The sequence below is a fragment of the Paenibacillus sp. 01L418 genome (assembly GCF_056400045.1).
In genome coordinates this window covers 1-1,452 of sequence record NZ_JBFTSN010000736.1, presented here as the reverse complement: position 1 = coordinate 1,452, position 1,452 = coordinate 1, and the positions used below count along the sequence as shown (strand labels likewise).

Annotated in this window: 3 protein-coding genes; 2 read left to right on the top strand and 1 reads right to left on the bottom strand. The window is 41.5% G+C overall.

Going from position 1 to position 1,452, the window contains the following annotated elements; translation table 11 throughout:
- Nucleotides 1-89 precede the first annotated feature (89 nt).
- A complete protein-coding gene (locus AC1DSE_RS35205; protein WP_083681459.1) occupies nt 90-392 on the bottom strand; it encodes a hypothetical protein in 303 nt (100 codons plus the stop codon).
- 176 nt (nt 393-568) lie between these two features.
- On the opposite strand from AC1DSE_RS35205, the gene AC1DSE_RS35200 reads away from it, so the two are divergent.
- Nucleotides 569-1,207 (top strand): cell wall hydrolase, encoded by a 639-nt coding sequence (locus AC1DSE_RS35200; protein WP_477509716.1) that lies wholly within the window; start codon nt 569-571, stop codon nt 1,205-1,207.
- Between the two features lie 48 nt (nt 1,208-1,255).
- Nucleotides 1,256-1,444 (top strand): hypothetical protein, encoded by a 189-nt coding sequence (locus tag AC1DSE_RS35195; RefSeq protein WP_076265587.1) that lies wholly within the window; start codon nt 1,256-1,258, stop codon nt 1,442-1,444.
- Nucleotides 1,445-1,452: the final 8 nt, after the last annotated feature.

Sequence of the window (1,452 nt, the reverse complement as noted above, 5' to 3'; positions counted from 1 at the left end):
CCTCTGGGTTCATCAATGCAGCAAAAGCTGTTTCATCCAAAAATATTGTATCTTGAACATTCAAGTGGTTATCCATCTGTCAGCACTCCTTAATCCTCTAATTTGCAAATACCATCCAAATACAAAAGCGGGTTATCTTCCTTCTGGCCTAACGTGATCGGGGCTATTTCGTATGGAGCGCTTGCCAAGTATTGGACTATGATGCCATCGATAATCGCTTGCACGGTCGTATGCTGCTTATCGGCGATTGCTTTCAGCTCAACATAATGTTGTGGATTGAGTTCTATAATAGCTTTTTCTTCTTCTTCATTCCTTGAAGAAATAAGCTCGGAAGCGGTAGACTTCGCTTTTTCGAATTGATTTTGAATGAAGCGTTTGTAATTATTCACCATCGTTATTCACTCCTTATGTATTGCTTTTATAAGGTTTCGTCGCGTTTTATTGATTTCAGGGGGGCATGTAAATGAGAAAATCTTAACAAGATTATCCTATTCATGCTGTGCTAGAATAAACGCTCAATGCCATCCAATCATTACCTATCATTCGCATCAGGAGGGATTTATTCATCATGAACAGATTTTTGACTCTATTTGTCCTACTCGTACTAGTTACCGCAACCGTATCAAATCACAAAGTTGAGGCTTCACCCGTGTTGAAACTTGGCAGCAAGGGACAGGACATTATAGATCTGCAGTTTCGGCTTCAAACAATGGGTTTTTACAATTTGCCCATCGATAACAGTTTTGGAAAGGCTACCCGCACTGCGGTTCAATCCTTTCAAAAAAAGAGCGGTCTCCAGGGTGACGGCGTTGTAGGTCCAAAAACATGGGCGAAGCTCAAAAAATTGTCGGTCAACAAAAAGGAACTTTCCATGCTCGCACGTGTCATCTATGCCGAGGCTAGAGGAGAAGAGTATAAAGGCCAAGTGGCGGTTGGGGCAGTTGTCATGAATCGGCTTCAGTCTTCAAAATTCCCGAACACAGTAAAAGAAGTCATTATGGAGCCCAATGCGTTCTCTGCCGTAAAGGACGGTCAGTACTGGCTTATTCCGAACCAAACGGCATTCAAAGCCGCTAAAGCTGCTGTAAAAGGGAATGATCCCACTGGCAATGCGCTGTTCTTCTTTAATCCGATAATTACCAATTCGGCTTGGTTCAAGACGCGTACAGCCACTAAGAAAATAGGCAGTCATCAGTTTACACTTTAGGTTTTGCCGATATTGAAGAACGCCTATCGAGAACAGGAGAATATAGGAATGCGCATGGATACGAAGGAAAGGCATCAGGCTAGGGTTGAATTGGTCATTGATATTATTAAAGGAATATTTGAAAAAGAGACGATTTCGGAAGCTCTCAAAGAGAAATTAAATCAAATGAGTTATGATGATTTAGGGGATTTTGTTTTGGATATCGCCAAAAACCGATCTCTTGATAAAATTGAGTAATGTAAGGC